Below are 16257 nucleotides of genomic sequence, written 5' to 3'. Positions count from 1 at the left end.
ATTAGTTAGCACCCCCTTTCCAATACAAATAAAATGAATGGGCCTTACACTTCATTTAAAGATTTTGTCTAAATATTAAGGGATATTGTATTATTCTACTTAAATTTATTTTAAAATTGACTATAAGTTTAACTAATTGACTTCATCTTGAAACCCCAGCTGTTAAAGGTTGCTACCGACCTTATCCATTCTTTTAGTGCCCGTAGGGATTGTATAGCCGATGTAAATAGCCATTGGCATTACCACCCTGAGGTAGAACTGATCTATTTTGAAAAAGGAAGTGGGATGCAATTTATTGGAGATAGTATCCAAACCTTTAAAGATGGTGATGTGATGTTGGTAGGCAGTAATGTACCCCATTATTGGCGTTTTGATGCTACTGCCGAAACAGCCAATGAAGTAGATGTAAAAGTGGTACATTTTAAGGAAGACTTTTGGGGAAGTGATTTTCTGCAGCTGCCAGAAAACAAGGAACTGTTGACTATTTTACAGCAGGCCAAGCTAGGTATCCAGGTATTGGGCGAAGAAAGACAGGTCATTGCCCAACTGGTCAGTCAAGTAGTTGCCAGCAATGGCAGCAGAAAAATCATCTGTTTAATGGAAGCCCTGCTTGCTATCCAAAACTGTAAAGAAAAGAAAAGCTTGGTTTCTATAGGTTTCAAGTATCATTTTCAGGCTTTAGAGAAAGATAGGATCCATGCCATATACGAATATACCATTGCCAACTTTAAAGAAAAAATCAGTTTGACTACCATTGCCGCCATTGCAGGAATCAGTACCAATTCTTTTTGCAAATATTTTAAATCGAGGAGCAAAAAGACCTACTCTACTTTTTTAAATGAGATCAGGGTAAGCCATGCCTGCAAATTGTTGATAGAAGGAGATATGAACGTAAAGCAAGTGTGTTACGAAAGTGGTTTCTATAATTTTGCCAGTTTCCATCAATACTTTAAAAGCATTACGGGCAAAAGTCCTTTGCAATACCAAAAATCGTATGTTGTAGATTAAACCAGTATTGTTTTTGGTCTATTTTTTAACCTGTAATTAACGATTTTATAATTAATTCCCTTATAAATCAGCAGGGTACGCAATGCGCGAAAAAAAATCTTGCATTGAAAGGAGCATAACCCTATATTTGCACCACTTTAAAACAAACGGTTAAACGTTTATTCAAAGTTGATTCCGTAGCTCAGCTGGTAGAGCATTACACTTTTAATGTAGTGGTCCTGGGTTCGAATCCCAGCGGGATCACAAGACAACCTTCAAGCCTCAAGCTTGGAGGTTTTTTGTTTTAGGGAATTGCCAAAATTCGCATGAACTCACAAAACTTTGGTGAGTAAGGCAAAATAGTTAAAATTGACTCACCGAATTGTACATAATCATCTTCCTATAGTAACGAAAAATACTTCGAATATGTTATTTTAAATCTATGCCAATATCTGATCAATTTTCTCTATTTAATTATTTGCTGCTGCTAATGTTTGGACATTAATAAATAGGCGTTCTTTTGATTGGCTTGCTAACTTTCTTTTACATGCCCATGATTCTATCTAAATATAACTACATAGAAACAGATTGCCCATTTCCTGAAATACCCTCTCTTTCAGCATTAATCGGTATGTTCGCCCTATTTGTTTTGCAGAGCATTAAGTTTTTTATTAGCATTTGTATTCTTAGGTTCTATCTCCAAAACTTTTTTGTAGGTATTAATTGCATTTTTAAAATCTCCGTTTGCCTCGTATGTTTCTGCCAAACCCTCATGCGCATCTACATCAGTTGGGTATAGGTATATATATAGTTTGAAAATTTCCAGAGCCTTTTTATTCTCATGCTGGATGAGCAGCAAATAGTAGGCCCAGTTGGTCAGGTCTTTTTGAGAAAGGTAAAATTTGCCGTCCCGCTTTTTAATTCGCTCACTTAGGGCAATCGCCTTGGTATATCCTTCTTTCTCCAATAGTGTTCTCAATGGTAAAACTGTTTCTGGCAAACTGCCGCCATTAATGGATTTCAGTTCTGGATAATAAAACCCCGCTACTTCTGGAGCCAAATCTTCCGGTTGGTTCGTGGAAAGGTTTGTTAGGATAATCACCGTAAGGTTGTGGTCTGGGTAAACATAAAACCAAGAACGTGCACCACCAATACCAGCAACTGCACGAGGTGCCGTATTTCTACGGGCCACCCAGCCTTGTGCCCATCCAGAATAATCACCATTGTTTAGTTTTCCCGCCTCCCACATCATTATCAAAGACTGTGGTTTGAGTAAAGTCCCATTTTGTAAAGCGATTATCCACTTGGCGAGCTCAGCCGCTGAACTATTTATACCAGCTGTGGAACGAAGCTCCCGAAATTCCTCCCAGGTGCGTTCGAATGTCTTTCCTTTTATAAAGTTACCCTCTGTTGTTTTGGAAAGCCTGTAGGTAGGCGCCTTGTCCATATAAACATCACGTGAATCGCCAAAGCCTGTTTTCTTCATGCCTGCGGGATCAAATTGCTGGGACTTGATAAACTGTTCAAAGGGTTTCCCGCTCAGCTTTTCGATAATATGACCAAGTAGTACGTAATTTGTCTGATTGTATCTCATCTGTTTTCCTGCTTCAAATTCCATCGGATATTCCCGGATGGCTTTTAGGGCTTCTGGATACGGCAGCCCCCCAACATTCCCACCTTTTTTGGTATCGATAAAATCTGGCAGTCCAGAGGTGTGAGTTAGGAGTTGTCGCACTTTTAAAGCTCTCCAATTGCTAGGCAGGCTATCAAGATATCGGGATATCGGGGCCTGAAGATCAATCTTTCCCCTTTCAACCAATTGCATGATCGCTACTCCGGTAAAGGCTTTTGTAGCTGAATTGATTGAAAATATAGTGCTGTCATTTACCGGCACTCTGTTTTCGATGTTTGCTAACCCAAACGATTTTACCATCTCCATTTGTCCATTTCGAATAATGGCTACCTGTAGGCCTGGAATGTTTCGTTTGATCATTTCACGATTTAGAAATGAACTAATGCTATCTATTTTTGACTGCGCAGAAACTTGATAAAAGGGTATGATGCCAAGAAATAAAAGTGACTTGATTGTTTTTTGTAAACGGTAATAAATTGAATTCATGATGTAGTTTATGTATTTGATGTTTTTTAATTAACATATGGATAACTGATAAGGTCCATTTGGCACTTAACAGTCTGTCAAATAGCAAGTGCGCAAAGGTCAAAATCATCTCTAAGCTGTGCCGAAGCCAGTTGTTTTAACTCAGGATTATGCTGTCCATAAACCTTCAAGGCCAAGAACGACAGCAGCACAAAAACTATTCTTTCCATATAATCATCAAAAATACCAGCTCAAGCATTGGCAGCGCTTGAAATCCTGCGAAAGCCATGCCAGCTAAATAACAGATGTCAACTAACTATAAATGAAATGGTTAGAAAAAACTTTAAAACAATCTGTCCGTTAACGCACATCTCTAGTTCAAAAACGGACGTTAGTATGGAGATTCCATCTTATATCATCCCAGCACTACGTCAGCAAATTTCCGTAAAGCGATTTCCTGCGTATGATTATCTTATTATTTGATTACCTGCAAGGCTTTTTCCATAATTTCATCCTTGCCTTCAATCATTCCTTTAAGTGTTATTTGAACTGTGATATCAATTTTAACACCTAATTTCTGATTGGGCGTATGATCGGGGTAATATTCAGCAAAGCCGGAAAAGAAAGAAAAATAGTCACCTGGAAGATTAATCGTTACTGCCATTCCATTTGTTCCAGCTGTCGTGGTTCCAATTGTTGTAGCATTCGTAACACCCTGTATTGCAATGATGTTCCATTCTCCCTGACTTTGGTTTCCCTCATCTACCAGAACAAAATACTTTTTACCTTTAAGTACCTTATTTTTATTGGGAACAATAATCTCATAATCGGTAACAATGCTATTTTTCTTATGGTCTGGGCTGGTTACAAATGGGAACTCGTTGTAAGCTACCATATACTGTTTTTCGGCAATGTATCCAGCTAATTCAGTTCCAATTTTACCATCCCTTGGATAACCCCTCGCATCAATAATAATTTTTTTACAATCTTTCAGCATGTTGGCTAAACTATCCAACTCTTTTACAAATAATCGGTTCATTCGTAGATAACCGATATTTCCGTCCAATATCCTACAATAAGGAGGATAGGTCGGCGGAATAACCACTTTTCTAACAACTTTACCTCGGAGATTATAATAGTCATTTCTCTTAATTCTTTTGAGTAAAATGTCGTGTTCAGTCCCATTTCTACTTATTAGTATATTCGAACTACTGCCAACAGCTCCTGAGGCAAACCAGGTTGCATAGTATTCTCTCTCGAACCCAGCATTGTTGGAAGCAACAAGATATCGCTCCCAGTAAGTTCTAAGATCTTTAATATTGGTCCCATCCACGCTAATGATCTCGTCGCCCAACTCCAATTTATTAAGCATTCCAGCCTGCGTAGTGTCTGGAAGTATGGAGGTAATAAATAATTTTCCATTTAACGGAGAAGCTACAATCGGCAGATTACCATCAAAAAATCCATTTGGAGATACACCTGTCTTTCTGTTGATCAGTAAACTATGGCCATCTTTTAATGATGCCGTGAGCTCCATGAGCGAAAGAAAATAATCATTTTCAGTATTTGCATTTATAAACTTAGGAATGAAGTAAGAAAGTGCATTTTCCCAATCCATAGCAATCAATTTCTTATTTGGAGAGAAATACTGTACGGCATTCCAAAAATTGAATAGACCAAGCAAGCGGTAGTTTGCATTTGGAAATCCGATAGTAGCATAGGATCTTGGGGTTTTCTAATGTACACTGTATTTTCCTGAGCCGTTTTTTTCTGAAGTTTTTCAGCTAATTTGATCAGTTGAGCTCCTAATAGTACGGGATCAATATCGTGAGTTGAACTTATTTTGCCCTCTAGAATTACATCAGGCTTCTTTCCGATAGTACCATCCTCATAAATCACTTCAGAAGTCCTAATTTTTAAGCGGATACCATCAGCCACAGTCATTTCGAAAAAGTCTCCAGTTAAATAAGCAGGTAATGGTCCGTCAAAGACTACTTTGCATTGATTTCGATTACGCAAAGCCATAATTGCTTTTATCGAATTGATGTTTGTAAACTGGTTCACCAAGAAACAAATTCTAGCTCCCGAAGCAATTTTATCACTTCGTTTAGGGAATAGATAACTTCCTTGTGAGATGTTTCTTATGCCATGAAATACCTGAAGGTGGCCATTTATTTTACCATTTACATTAGTTGGTAATATATTAATGTCGCTTGGAAAATCCTGTCGCATCAATCCCTTATAATAAAAACTGCGTTCTGTTGGCAATATCATAACCTGTTGTATCAGAGCGGCTAAAAGTGGCTGAACAAATTGGGTATATTGTTTGATACCAAGTTGATTATTTTCCTCACTGTTTCTAAGGTCTATTACATAACGTCCTGGCAATTCCTTAAAATTCAAGGCAGAATCTAACGTAAAAGACTTCTCGAATACTTGTTGTGGCACCGCCAGATAAGAAACACTTCCCTTTAGTTTTGTTTTATAGAAATTAGTCTTTAAAGGATAATGTCTGGTTTGCTCTCGGATATCCTGAAGTTCTAAAATTTTCGTATCTGGATCGTTCAATTTTTTTAACATGGCATTTAATGCTGTTCTAAATTCTAGGGAAGAACCTCCAGAGATCAATGGTGCTATGTTTTGTAGCAGCAAACTGTCGATATTTAATTTTCCCTTTCCAGCTTCAGGATGAAAATAGTTGATCACTCCCCAAACCCTGCCAAGGTCTGCAATCCTTTTAACCTGAAGGGAATCTTTAAGATTTAGTCCGGCACTATTTTGAGCCAGAACTATATTTCCAGAATAAGTAAAATAGATTATTGCAATAACTGCCGCAAAAATAAATTTCGGATAATAATATTTAAGATTCATTTGTCTGATACTTAGTTAGCAAAACTAACAAGTACAGAAATGGAAAAATTGTAAAAATCTTGCAGATGTTTTTATTTTTCACCATAATAAATCCATGCAAGTTGGCTTTGCTCAACCGATATTTCTTTTTTTAGGATTTTGGGAGACTTGCCAGATAAGCTTTTGATTTCTTTGGTAAAATGTGAAAGATCGTAGTAGTTATTTTCATTTGCAACGTCATTCAAATTTACATATTTTGCCGATATCAATTGACCTAATGCATCACGGAAACGCGAGGTCTGTAAAAAGGCTTTAGGGCTGATACCTAATTCTGAAGAGAACAAACGATACAATGTTGATGTGTTCATCATCATTTTGTTGGCCAATTGCTCCACTCTAAATTCGTTTTTTCCATTTGCACTAATGAGTAATAGCGATTCAATTATCCTTGAATTAGGTTTTCTTGTAAGTTTCTCGAGTAACAGACCTTCAATTAAAGACACTCTTTTAGAAATGCTTTCTTCATTGAATAACCTTGAAAGGAAACCAGCACACATGGGAAAGATTACCTCAAATGCATGATCAGTATCAAGAATTGATTGATAGGCTTCTCCGGTAAATGCCCTTAAGGCTCCTGGATAAAACAAGATACACACTTGGTCGACAGCGGAATTAATATTGACTTCAAAGGGTCTTTGATGAAAGGCATAAAGGCGACTTTGGAAATATTTTTCACTGTACGTAACGCTGCACCGATTGTTATACTCATCACTTAAATAATTGATTTGATTATTTTTGTATAAAGCCAGGCAAAGGTTGGTATTAGGAAATGTTGTGTATTCGACAGGCTGGTGACCATTGATATCAAAGAAAATATAGGATTGAATAAAATCTTTAAGTAAGGGATTTTGTGCATTTATAATCGTTGTATGCATGCGGTTAAATCAATGTTGACATAAATCTTGTAATAGTACAAAATATAAGTAATTCCAAAGTATATAAAACTTATTTATTGTAAAGAGCCTAATTCCATAAAGTTAGGACGTACCATTTATCATATGCGTGTAGTAGAGGTGGGCAAGAAAAAATAAGCCAAATTCAGAACTATTCTCCTATTCCCCCTTACCAGATTGCCCAATAGTAAGGACACATTGGACAAGGTTGGAATAGTTTAAAACATCGATTTGACATAAAAACCGGACTTTGAAGTGTTCAAAGTCCGGTTGTACCAATCAGCGAGAATACGATAAACATTTGAGTCGATTTTTATTGTTTATTGAGCCTATTATTGAGGATTTGGAAAGAAAAGGGTTAATATAAATTACACTTCAAAATTATACTGATTTTCATAAAGGGAACCTTGACCATATTATATTAGAACAAAAAGTTGGCAAATGTGAAAAATTATAAGTATTGCTAAACTTGGGATCAGTAACGATGTGTAATTCGAACCATTTTATGGATGAATTGATTGAAATTGGGCATTTATCTAAAATTTTTAAAGAATAATTAACCTATATCAGAAACTTAAAAACAAGCTTTGAATTTAGCTAGCCAATAATTTACCAGAGCAAGATTAACATATAAAGTAAACTTATTTGTTCTGATTTTTGGGTATGATTGCCGTTTTACTCGAATCGGGAACTGAGGACGGAATGGTATCAGTACGTTTCTTATTTTTCTTTTTAAATAGATTATTCAGTTTTTCACTGGCTTTGTTTAATACTTTGTCTGTAACACGATCTGCAGTTTTATTTACAGCCTTGTCTACCACTTTATCGGTAGATCGATCTTACTGAGCTTCCTACGGCTGCTTTCGTTTTTTCTTTGAGCTTACCCAAAATCTGTGCTTGCGCTATCCCTCCTACACCAATGGTGAGGAAAAAGATCAAAATTACTTTTTTCATGGTTTTAATTTTTTAGTGATTTGCTTTCTTCTCCTAAAATTAGGCCGAATGCACGCGCAGGTCAATCATTAAAAAAGATGATTTTTAGACTAAATTGGATATATCCCTCTGTCTACAAACCATTTATTATAATCTTTACCATATTCACCTCCATAATTGATGCATATTTCTGTATGTGCCTTAATATTTTCATGCGCAGTAAATACCATTTGTCTTTCTTCCCTATCGAGGATATACACGGCATTGGGATATTGCATGTGGTTATACATGGAACCAAAACCCATAGTTAATGACAATGTATTTTCTGTTTTGTCGAAATAGAAACTATAATCCATCAGGGCAGTGGCATTTAATGCTGTAAATTCTTCTGCTGAGACCACAATAACAGGACAAACTTCTATCACTTCTCCCTTAGCAATAGTTGCCGTACAAAAAACACCCCTGCCTTTTCCTTTTACGGTTTTTAAATACAGTTTTTTCTTCATAGCTGGTCCGAGTTGGGAAAATAAACTTCGCCTTTATCGTTAGGCATACCATTATAGTTGATGGTAATCTCACTACCCGCTTCTATATTTTGATAGGCATAAACATTAAGGGTATTTCTCTTTCGCGAAAATGTGTAAAAGGCATTGGCTTCTGACGAATGGTTGTAAAAAGAAGCATAGCCAAAACTAAATGTAGCCTGTTGTTCGGCATTGCCTAACAAAAAATAATAATGATAAAGTTTAGTAAACCTTAAGGTTTCTTTTTCTTCGTTCGATAAGAAAATAACAGGAGCCTGTTCGATCAGCTGCCCGTTCCTTATTCTGCTTTTGGCAAATACACCGCGACCATGAAGCAGGCTTTCCTTTACTTCAATATGTTGTGGCTGATCAATATTTTTATTGAATAACATTAGCCTTTGTGCAATAGCTTAACCTCTTTAGCTGCTCTTTCTGCAGCAGCTTTTTGCTCTGCTTCCTTTTTAGGGTCAGTATAGGCAGCCTTCGGGTCCTTGGCAGGTATGGTCTTTGAGTCTGCATGTTGCGCTATTTTTGCATCCTTAGCTGCTCTTTCTGCTGCCAGCTTGGCCTCTGCTTCTTTTTTTGGATCAACACGGTCTGCCTTGGGATCTTTTAATGGCATCGCCTTTGGATCATTCTGTTGCGCTATTTTTGCATCCTTAGCGGCTCTTTCTGCCGCCAACTTGGCCTCCGCTTCTTTTTTGGATCAACACGGTCCGCCTTGGGGTCTTTTAATGGCGTAGCACTGCCAGTCGTTTGGCTACTACCTGGATTTACGGTTTCTTTTTTAACTACTGTTTGTGCTTTCACTGCCGTTACCAATAACAATGAGCCTAAAATGGAAAAGATTTTTTTCATGACATTTTTGATTAATGGGTAAAACTTAATTCGTAGGGTACATTCCTACTCTAGCATATTCCTTACAGCATCGAAGTTGAAGTTTTGGGTAAAATTTTCTACCAGACTTTTCCCAAGCGTGGTTTTTACGTACCTGTAGGTAAGCTCTATCATGTAAGGTTTTGTTGGATTTTTTTCTGAACCCTTAAAATAGTCTGGATTATATTTGTACAAGACAGCACCACTTTTATTGTCCCAAAAACCACTAAAAGTAAATGAGCCTGTTTTTTGCGCATCCTCCTTGCTATCGGCATTGTAGGTATCGATGGATACATTGTCATTCTGACCTGGGCCATAATTGTTTTTCCACGAAAAAGTCTCTGTTTTAGGTTTTACTACGGCAGGCTTAGCCAACCACTCAGCTGTATTTTCTTTCAATACCTTTTGTACTATGGCTTTTTTTATATCTATTTTTTGTTGCCAATCGGGATATTTAGCCTTTCTTACTATCAGGTTACGTTTACCGTTTTCATACAATTGAGGGTATTTTTGAGGATTTTTCATCATGCCCGCAGATTCCACTTCTATGTCCTTTATTTTATCGGCGATGAGCAGTCGTTCCCTTTCATAATAAACCAATAGGGCTTCGAGGTATTCTTTACGTGTAACAGGTACAAACAATAACATACCAGGCTTGGTAAAATACCAATGGCGGGTCATGTATACACTGCGGCTACCTTCTTTTACAGAGTTTTCGGGGATATCCTGATAAAAGCCTTTGCCATTATTGATATTCTTACTGTCATCCATTTTTATAAAATTGTACAAAGAGATAAACTGCCCATTATATTTTTTGGGAGTTTCATAATAATAAGCCTCATCGGGAAAAGAAAAAGCACTTTCTATTCCAGTATAACGGTTAACGTAGGCACGAAAAACATTCTGATATTCGCCATTAACCATCATTTTGTTTTTGACACAGATATATTCATAACAGCCCATATTAAGATCATAGCTTGCTAAAGGATATTTACCTGCTATCGTGGTTGGAGTCTTTCCCGAAAAAGCAGTTTTGAGCACACAGCCTGTTAAATTATAATTACTACGACTTTGTTTTTCGAGTGTTTCAATTTTGGTGAGAATGGCATTTGCAGCAGATTTATGAACTGCCGTACCTAAAGCATCCAGCCAGTGAGCTTTCTCTTGCGGCCATTCCCAATGTGCGGCATCAACCTGTTTTCCAGGCACGGTCAATAATTCCTCTGATGAGGAACATGTTTGTGCAAATGCAGTGTTCAATAAAAATATACTGCTGATGGTCAGCATAAATATTTGCTTCATAAAAAAGAATCTATCTATGAATTATTTAAGGATAAGTATATAGATCAAGGGCTTAAAATTATTCCAGCATTTTTTTCAGTGCAGTTAAATCAAAATTCTTTTCCCAGTTATTGAACAACCTTGAAGAGTAACCAAAATCTTTAGTGAGTTGGTATCGAAACTGCACTTCTATCAACAACGGTTTTGCAGCCTGCCCGTTATTGGAAACAAAGTAGGCCGGGTTTAAAACATACAGCGCACATTTATCTTCTCCTTCTTGATCATAAAACCTCCCCAAAGCTTCCAAAATTTTATTGGCGTCTTTCAACATTCTGGCCTGGTCTACCACTGCCGGTTTTTGCAGCCACTCGGGTTTTTGTTTGGTAAGCAGATCATTCAGTTTTGCTTTTTTGGCTTCATAAAATTGAGGATAAGCCTGTTTATCAGCTTCCAAAGATGCCATTGATCTTTTTGCATAGTCAGCCGTATTATTTCCTATAGTTTTAATTTTTTGTGCATTGTCATATTCGAAATTGGCTTTCTCGATTTCAAGATATTCCAACATATCCAGCAGGTATTGCTTTCGGCTAACGGGTATGAGTAATGGCACTCCGGGCTTGGTGATAAAATAGCGGCGGTCTATCCATTGATAGGAATCAGGTCCGTGTTTATCATACCTTGAGCCCGCTTCCCAGTGCTCAACATAGCCATTGCCATTGTTGAGTTTTAAAAAATCGCTATGATAATCTTTATAGTTATCAGATCGGGAACCCATCAGCGTTGCTTCTGAAATATATTGCGATACACGGCTGGGATTGTTTGCTTTGTCTTTTTCAAAATTAGGGCCTGCTTTTGCTTCTACAGGAATTTGGTACAACGAATTTCCATTTTTCATATTGAACTCACCCGTGCTTATGGCATTCACACCTCCCGGCATTATATTTGGATTGACGTCAACCCTGAAAACCGTTGTGTATTCATCTACAATTTTGGTAGCGTGTTGGGACACATTGCAGACAAAAGCATATACGCCTAGATTGTATCCATATCTGGCATAAACATTTTTACCGTAATTACTGCTGCCCCACCTGGCAAAACTTACCCTGGCTACACATCCGGTCAATTTAAAATCCTTACGGGCGGCTTCCTCCAGTTTTTCAACAGCAACGAGATTTTTCATCATCGTCGCTTGTTCGGCGGGTGTGCCTTTTAAAACAAATCCGTATTTGGTATTGTTATGGTCGGTATAAATACCTGGCATAGCGTCAACATCTGCACGTGAACCGCAAGGCGTTAGTGGGTCTGCTATTTTTTTTATGCCTTGCGAAAAACCTGCAATGCTCCCAAACACTAGTATTGAAAAGATTAAAAACTGTTTCATGGTTTGTTGTTTATTTATTTAAAGATACCTGTACCATTTAGTGAACCTGCACCGGTATTCAGGCTCATTCTTCCTTCCATGCCTGCACTTGCACCAGCAGCACCAACACCTGCTGCAGCTTCTACGCCTCCTGTCATCACCACATCTGTAACACCGGTTCTGTCAATTTCAATATCTGCACCCACACCTGCGCTTACACTGGCCTGCAACGGGCCCAATTTACCGCCCGCACTTACTTTAGGTCCAATACTAATTGTGCAGTTTTTAAAAGAATCGCCAAAGCCTGCATGATCCAAATCTTGGTTTAAAGTGCCGCTAATGACACCTGCATTAACAGTAGTAGTTAAGCCACTGCAGGTAAGCTTCATCGTGAAGCCAAGCCTCGCACTACCAAATTCGCTGTTGATGGTACAATTAGAGTCTTTGAACTGGCTAAGCTTACCTTCTTTTATTTTACCCGGACTTCCACAGCCATAACTTACCTGAAGCACTTCGGCCTTAAAGGCCAGGTCATTTAGCCATTGTTGTTTTAGACCAGCATTGATACCAGGAATCAATTCGGGATAAGTAGTGTACAATGATAAATAAGCCATTTCATTCAAAAACTGCTTTTGCACCACCAAATATTCTTTGTACAATTCTTCGCACTTTGTATTGTATGCACTCAGGTAAACATCTATTGCTTTTATAGATTCGTTGCAAAGCACCTCATTATTTTCTGTTCCACCCTCTCCAACATCTTTCCATCTTTCGTTGATCTTTTTCATGGTGGCTTCATACTCTTTTTTGTAAGTGGCACCATCTCCTTTTGCAAAATCGGCCATTTTTTGTAGTACCCTATCCTTTTTTTGCTGAAGGTTTTGCAGCACTATTTTCTCTTTGGCGTTCATTTTTTCCGAAAACATGGGTATACCCACAGTTTGCATGGCACTACTTTGGTTTACTGAGCCAGGGTTGGCCAATGTTTTGTTCATGACGTTCATAAACTGTTTTTGTTGCTCCTCTAAACGCTTCATCATTTGCTTATTTGACTCTTCGCCAAGTTTTTGTAAGGGCTTTATGGCTTGATCAATAGCCACCCTGAACTGTTTCCATTGCGTTTCGTACATTTTCATTGCCGCATAGGATTTTGGGAATTCCATTGGTGAAAAGTTACCGAGATTCAATAGATCGTCGCTTTTGTTAGTACGAGGAAAACCAGTATAATCGTCTGCTCCAGGTGTATAGCCTAATTGTTTTAACCTATCTTTTCTTGATACGGTGTTTCCCTGCTTAAATGCGGCTTTGGCATATGCAAGCGCCGCTATTTTATCACCTTTGTGCTCAGCTATCAGACAAAGGGTTTCATTGGCTTGTGCGTGGGATGCGGTAAGTGCAAGTGTGGTATCCAAGTATTTTTTGGCTTTGTCTACATCGCCTAGGGCAAACCAAGCTTGGCCAAGGTTGTTGAGTATTGTACTATTTTTTTTAAATTGGCCATTGAGATTGTTGAGCAGAGGGATTGCCATTTCTGGAGCCCCCATCATCGTTAACATGGCTGCATAGTTATTTAAATTGTCGGCGTTATTAGCATCATCTTTACATACCTTTGCCATCAAGCTCAATGCGATTTGTGTATGTCCACCCGCCCACAAGGCAGTAGCAGCGTTGCCCATTTCATCGATAGTTGCTCCTTTTTCTTTCAGGTCTTTATAGATATTGTCGGCTTTATTTTTTGCCGCAGGCATTACAGTGGCAAAAGTCGTATTTCCTATGTTGCCCACAAATGCAACCATATTTGTTTTGGAGGGTGTGGCGACAATTGACGCAATTGCCTTTGTATTTTTCGCAGGAATAAGCCCAGAGGAAACCGCGTCACTTTTTGTTGTTTGACCTTTGTTTACCTGTTTGATGGCATTGTCCATCTTTTGTCCAATACCATATTGATTGAGCAGACTGTCATAGCCCTTTTTGGCGTTAGGATCCATTTTTGAGGTTTTCTCATTGAGCTTTTGCATGGCTTCAGCCAATCGTTTTTTATCTGCTTCCATTTGTTCTTTGGAAGGCTTTTGAGCAAATACAGTAACTGTAAGTGCTACAGATAAACAGAAAAGTATTATTTTTTTCATCAGACAGTTATTTAATTTCAGTTGGTAGTTTAACCGATCGTTCAGGAGAAGTTTCATTGTAATAAGAAATTTTTCCCTCACCCTCCCTCTCAGTAGAGCCATTACGTTGCAGGATGAGCGCATTTTGATTTCCATTTTTGCCAATGCTGAAAGTATAGGTGTAAGTTTCTAGTCTTCTGGCAGCGGTTTTTATTTTTTTGCCCCAAGTTTCATTAATTGCTCTGTTAGTTACATCGCTATTACCATTTGATGTTTTGCCTACTTTCGTCCATTCTTCATTTTGCCCTTTTGTGGGTTTGATGGTGAGTTGGTTGCTACTAACCGAATAAGTACCTGTTTCGTATTTATAGGTTTTGGTATCTGTATAAAAAGAAGCCAACACATCAATAAACCTGTAAGTACCATCTGCATTAAATTGATATTGTGATGAGGAAAAACCACCAGTATAATGCCCTGTCATAGCACCTGAACCTGTAAATTTCTCAGAAGAAGTACCTTCCCAAATTTTACCGACAATGGGAGATGAAGCGCTACCTGCCATTTGACTGGAATTTGCTTGTTGCATATTTACATTTGATGAAAGCAACTGGGTCGGGGTGTTTATTTTTAAGCCTGGTGGTGGTGTAATGAGTGGCGTAGATTTGACATCTAAGTTATAGCTAGATTTTCTCACAGCCCCTACTTCATTGCCATTTTGTTGCGTTTCGCGTTCTGTAGGCTCATCATGATACAATTCTAATGAGGTATTTTGCGAGCCAGCATAATATTTTATATCAAAGGTGTATGTGGTTTTTGGAAGTTTCCTGTTGTCTGATTTGATGAGCTTGCCCCATGAACCAGTCCTACCATCGGCACCCTTGCCCCATTCCTCATTCTTTCCGGTTCGAGGTGTAATGATCAATTTATTGCCATTTACAGTATAAATACCCGTTTCGTAAACAAAATAGATCGATTTGCTATATGCAGACCAACTTTTTTGCATAAAAACATAGGTTCCATTGCTATTAAAGGTGTATTCCTTTCTAAAATATCCTGCGGTGTATTGTGCTATTCCATTAACATAACCAGATTTTTCTAATAAGTTATCTTTCCACAATCCTATTACAGGTGATTTACCAGTTTCTCCAATGCTTGAAGGCGCTGAAGAAACATTGCCACTATTTTGTAAAGCCTTTGATAATTCTAGAGAGGTAATAAAAGCAGACAGCTCATTCTGATATTGCTTTGTATTGGTCATGAGAACTACACTTACCACTTTATTATCACCTGTCGCAGTGAATAAGGTGGCCACCCCTGTATTGGTACCATCGGTATAATTTGCATTTCCAGAAATAACATCCCAGCCGTTTTCCTTTATAGGTTTTTGCATTGTAGGTTCAGTATTTACCTTTACCGAGCCTTTTATCAGCTTAAGCCAATCGTTATTAAAATTTTCGTTTTCAGTTGCACTCGACAGCATTGATTTGGTCATCACCACTATAGCATATGCGCCAGTTTTTTTGTCGGTGGTTGATAACTGAATGCCTGCCTCACCTTGTTGCTGTTGCCAACCTTTCGGAAGCGCAAAAGAAACCACATCAAATGTTTGTTTTTGGGCCTTTGTACAAAAGGTAAACGCAAGCAATACGAATAAGCTTAAACATGTTTTCATAAATAGGTTCTTTATGGCTTTATTTCTAATTTCAGCTCTCCTGTTACCGTTCCAGGTGTATAACCTGTTGGCGCATTGGCTATAGGAAGTACCTGTAATGTGTAAGTACCTGTAAGTATATTATTGTTATTGGTGTAAACAAGGTTACAGTCCATGCTTACATTGGCATCTTTTTTTAAACTGATGGTTACATTATTGCCATCAATTGCATAAGTTCCCGATTGTAAAGACAGCATTGCTTCTGGTGTCCACAGGCTACAACTGATTTTGCCATTGGCAAGGAATTTAAAAGCAATATCAGTAGTTGAATGGCCAATATTACCTGTTACCCACCAACGGATAAGCTTCCAGGTATGTGTTGTTAACCTGACGATTATTGGATTAGGCCTATTGGGCAATGGCATTGGATCGCCGATGGGAAACTTTACAGGTTGTGGTGGCAATTGCGGCAGTTTTGCATCGATCACATTTTTTACAGGTGGAACCCTTGGCGGTGCCTCTTGGGCATTTGCGAAAATAGTCGATACTACTAGACTGAGTAAAAGAATAATCTTTTTCATTGGAATATATTTTGTTTTTATAGGATTTAGTATGCTGAACAAATATTTTGTTTAA

Annotated in this window: 16 protein-coding genes and 1 tRNA gene; 2 read left to right on the top strand and 15 right to left on the bottom strand. The window is 38.1% G+C overall.

Annotation, left to right across the window (positions count from 1 at the left end):
- Positions 1–147 precede the first annotated feature (147 nt).
- Both ACFJIZ_RS05910 and ACFJIZ_RS05905 read left to right on the top strand, forming a co-directional pair.
- Positions 148–1008: an AraC family transcriptional regulator gene (locus ACFJIZ_RS05910; RefSeq protein WP_379091572.1), complete on the top strand. Its 861-nt coding sequence runs from the start codon at positions 148–150 to the stop codon at positions 1006–1008.
- A 170-nt stretch (positions 1009–1178) separates the two neighbouring features.
- Positions 1179–1251 (top strand) — tRNA-Lys (locus ACFJIZ_RS05905).
- Positions 1252–1627: 376 nt separating this feature from the next.
- On the opposite strand, the gene ACFJIZ_RS05900 is transcribed toward ACFJIZ_RS05905, so the two are convergent.
- The 15 genes from ACFJIZ_RS05900 to ACFJIZ_RS05830 all read right to left on the bottom strand — a co-directional run bounded on the left by ACFJIZ_RS05900 (position 1628) and on the right by ACFJIZ_RS05830 (position 16202).
- Positions 1628–3106 carry a serine hydrolase gene (locus ACFJIZ_RS05900; RefSeq protein ID WP_379091570.1) on the bottom strand — a complete coding sequence of 493 codons (1479 nt, stop codon included), beginning with the start codon at positions 3104–3106 and terminating at the stop codon, positions 1628–1630.
- Positions 3107–3183: 77 nt separating this feature from the next.
- Complete coding sequence (locus tag ACFJIZ_RS05895; RefSeq protein ID WP_379091568.1) at positions 3184–3315, bottom strand: hypothetical protein; 132 nt, start codon at positions 3313–3315, stop codon at positions 3184–3186.
- A 245-nt stretch (positions 3316–3560) separates the two neighbouring features.
- Positions 3561–4703, bottom strand: coding sequence for a S41 family peptidase (locus ACFJIZ_RS05890; RefSeq protein WP_379091566.1), 1143 nt, complete (start codon positions 4701–4703; stop codon positions 3561–3563).
- 5 nt (positions 4704–4708) lie between these two features.
- Positions 4709–5956: a hypothetical protein gene (locus tag ACFJIZ_RS05885; protein WP_379091564.1), complete on the bottom strand. Its 1248-nt coding sequence runs from the start codon at positions 5954–5956 to the stop codon at positions 4709–4711.
- A 71-nt stretch (positions 5957–6027) separates the two neighbouring features.
- On the bottom strand, positions 6028–6870 hold the full coding sequence (locus tag ACFJIZ_RS05880; RefSeq protein ID WP_379091562.1) for a helix-turn-helix domain-containing protein: 843 nt from the start codon (positions 6868–6870) through the stop codon (positions 6028–6030).
- Between the two features lie 840 nt (positions 6871–7710).
- Positions 7711–7842 carry a hypothetical protein gene (locus tag ACFJIZ_RS05875; RefSeq protein ID WP_379091560.1) on the bottom strand — a complete coding sequence of 44 codons (132 nt, stop codon included), beginning with the start codon at positions 7840–7842 and terminating at the stop codon, positions 7711–7713.
- 89 nt (positions 7843–7931) lie between these two features.
- Positions 7932–8327, bottom strand: coding sequence for an SET domain-containing protein-lysine N-methyltransferase (locus ACFJIZ_RS05870; protein WP_379091558.1), 396 nt, complete (start codon positions 8325–8327; stop codon positions 7932–7934).
- Positions 8324–8737: an SET domain-containing protein-lysine N-methyltransferase gene (locus tag ACFJIZ_RS05865; protein WP_379091556.1), complete on the bottom strand. Its 414-nt coding sequence runs from the start codon at positions 8735–8737 to the stop codon at positions 8324–8326. Before ACFJIZ_RS05865 ends, ACFJIZ_RS05870 begins: the two co-directional genes overlap by 4 nt.
- The gene (locus ACFJIZ_RS05860; RefSeq protein WP_379091554.1) at positions 8737–9027 is read right to left on the bottom strand and encodes a hypothetical protein; all 291 of its coding nucleotides are present in this window, start codon (positions 9025–9027) and stop codon (positions 8737–8739) included. The genes ACFJIZ_RS05865 and ACFJIZ_RS05860 overlap by 1 nt, the downstream gene beginning before the upstream one ends.
- A complete protein-coding gene (locus ACFJIZ_RS05855) occupies positions 8991–9203 on the bottom strand; it encodes a hypothetical protein (RefSeq protein ID WP_379091553.1) in 213 nt (70 codons plus the stop codon). Before ACFJIZ_RS05855 ends, ACFJIZ_RS05860 begins: the two co-directional genes overlap by 37 nt.
- 45 nt (positions 9204–9248) lie before the next feature.
- Complete coding sequence (locus ACFJIZ_RS05850; RefSeq protein WP_379091551.1) at positions 9249–10523, bottom strand: hypothetical protein; 1275 nt, start codon at positions 10521–10523, stop codon at positions 9249–9251.
- Between the two features lie 58 nt (positions 10524–10581).
- Positions 10582–11883 carry a hypothetical protein gene (locus ACFJIZ_RS05845; protein ID WP_379091549.1) on the bottom strand — a complete coding sequence of 434 codons (1302 nt, stop codon included), beginning with the start codon at positions 11881–11883 and terminating at the stop codon, positions 10582–10584.
- Positions 11884–11897: 14 nt separating this feature from the next.
- Positions 11898–13991, bottom strand: a complete 2094-nt coding sequence (locus tag ACFJIZ_RS05840) for a tetratricopeptide repeat protein (RefSeq protein ID WP_379091547.1) — start codon at positions 13989–13991, stop codon at positions 11898–11900.
- 7 nt (positions 13992–13998) lie between these two features.
- Positions 13999–15642, bottom strand: coding sequence for a lipocalin family protein (locus ACFJIZ_RS05835; RefSeq protein ID WP_379091545.1), 1644 nt, complete (start codon positions 15640–15642; stop codon positions 13999–14001).
- An 11-nt stretch (positions 15643–15653) separates the two neighbouring features.
- Complete coding sequence (locus ACFJIZ_RS05830; protein ID WP_379091543.1) at positions 15654–16202, bottom strand: hypothetical protein; 549 nt, start codon at positions 16200–16202, stop codon at positions 15654–15656.
- Positions 16203–16257: the final 55 nt, after the last annotated feature.

The sequence above is a fragment of the Pedobacter sp. UC225_65 genome (assembly GCF_042698365.1).
Classification (GTDB): domain Bacteria; phylum Bacteroidota; class Bacteroidia; order Sphingobacteriales; family Sphingobacteriaceae; genus Pedobacter.
The sequence above is the reverse complement of the archived record's forward strand: the minus strand, read 5'-3'. Positions and strand labels throughout refer to the sequence as shown.

What these genes read in the sequence shown, in the direction of transcription:
- ACFJIZ_RS05870 (WP_379091558.1), bottom strand. Translation starts at nt 8,327, where the DNA reads ATGAAGAAAAAACTGTATTTAAAAACCGTAAAAGGAAAAGGCAGGGGT.
- ACFJIZ_RS05865 (WP_379091556.1), bottom strand. Translation starts at nt 8,737, where the DNA reads ATGTTATTCAATAAAAATATTGATCAGCCACAACATATTGAAGTAAAG.
- ACFJIZ_RS05885 (WP_379091564.1), bottom strand. Translation starts at nt 5,956, where the DNA reads ATGAATCTTAAATATTATTATCCGAAATTTATTTTTGCGGCAGTTATT.
- ACFJIZ_RS05880 (WP_379091562.1), bottom strand. Translation starts at nt 6,870, where the DNA reads ATGCATACAACGATTATAAATGCACAAAATCCCTTACTTAAAGATTTT.
- ACFJIZ_RS05900 (WP_379091570.1), bottom strand. Translation starts at nt 3,106, where the DNA reads ATGAATTCAATTTATTACCGTTTACAAAAAACAATCAAGTCACTTTTA.
- ACFJIZ_RS05895 (WP_379091568.1), bottom strand. Translation starts at nt 3,315, where the DNA reads ATGGAAAGAATAGTTTTTGTGCTGCTGTCGTTCTTGGCCTTGAAGGTT.
- ACFJIZ_RS05840 (WP_379091547.1), bottom strand. Translation starts at nt 13,991, where the DNA reads ATGAAAAAAATAATACTTTTCTGTTTATCTGTAGCACTTACAGTTACT.
- ACFJIZ_RS05855 (WP_379091553.1), bottom strand. Translation starts at nt 9,203, where the DNA reads ATGAAAAAAATCTTTTCCATTTTAGGCTCATTGTTATTGGTAACGGCA.
- ACFJIZ_RS05875 (WP_379091560.1), bottom strand. Translation starts at nt 7,842, where the DNA reads ATGAAAAAAGTAATTTTGATCTTTTTCCTCACCATTGGTGTAGGAGGG.
- ACFJIZ_RS05850 (WP_379091551.1), bottom strand. Translation starts at nt 10,523, where the DNA reads ATGAAGCAAATATTTATGCTGACCATCAGCAGTATATTTTTATTGAAC.
- ACFJIZ_RS05890 (WP_379091566.1), bottom strand. Translation starts at nt 4,703, where the DNA reads ATGGATTGGGAAAATGCACTTTCTTACTTCATTCCTAAGTTTATAAAT.
- ACFJIZ_RS05845 (WP_379091549.1), bottom strand. Translation starts at nt 11,883, where the DNA reads ATGAAACAGTTTTTAATCTTTTCAATACTAGTGTTTGGGAGCATTGCA.
- ACFJIZ_RS05835 (WP_379091545.1), bottom strand. Translation starts at nt 15,642, where the DNA reads ATGAAAACATGTTTAAGCTTATTCGTATTGCTTGCGTTTACCTTTTGT.
- ACFJIZ_RS05830 (WP_379091543.1), bottom strand. Translation starts at nt 16,202, where the DNA reads ATGAAAAAGATTATTCTTTTACTCAGTCTAGTAGTATCGACTATTTTC.